Origin of the sequence: Exiguobacterium chiriqhucha RW-2 (assembly GCF_000416965.1) — a bacterium.
In the GTDB taxonomy this organism is placed as follows: domain Bacteria; phylum Bacillota; class Bacilli; order Exiguobacteriales; family Exiguobacteriaceae; genus Exiguobacterium; species Exiguobacterium chiriqhucha.
In genome coordinates this window covers 1-611 of record NZ_ATCL01000004.1, presented here as the reverse complement: position 1 = coordinate 611, position 611 = coordinate 1, and the positions used below count along the sequence as shown (strand labels likewise).

At 52.5% G+C, this 611-nt stretch carries 1 protein-coding gene; it reads left to right on the top strand.

Going from position 1 to position 611, the window contains the following annotated elements; all coding sequences use genetic code 11:
- On the top strand, nt 1-611 hold a 611-nt coding region (locus M467_RS0115740), incomplete at both ends, for an LTA synthase family protein (RefSeq protein WP_031199753.1).

The window sequence follows — 611 nt, the reverse complement described above, 5'->3', positions numbered from 1 at the left end:
CCGAACTTGAACAAACTGATCGAAGAGTCCCACTACTGGCCGAACTATTACCATACGGTCGGCCAAGGGAAGACGTCAGATGCCGAGTTCGCACTCGACAACTCGCTATACGGACTTCCGCGTGGTGCCGTCTACTTCACGAACGCCGATAATGAGTATCAGGCACTCCCTGAATTGATTAAGGAAGATAATTACTACTCGGCCGTGTTCCATGCGAACAACAAATCGTTCTGGAACCGGGACTTGATGTATAAAAACATCGGCGTCGACCAGTTCTTCGATGAGAAGAGCTATGACCTCGGCAACCCCGAGAACATGACGGAGTGGGGACTGCTCGATGACAGCTTCTTCGAACAGTCGATTCCGATGCTCGAGGAGCTGCCGGAACCGTTCTATGCGAAGTTCATCACGCTCACGAACCACTTCCCGTATACGATGCCGAGCGAGGACTACGAGCTCGTGCCGAAATTCGAGACGAGTTCGACGACACTCAACAACTTCCCGCAAGCGCTCGCGTATCAAGATTATGCGCTCGGCTTGTTCATCGATGAGTTGAAGGCGAACGGCATGTGGGACGACACGATTTTCGTCGTCTACGGTGACCATTACGG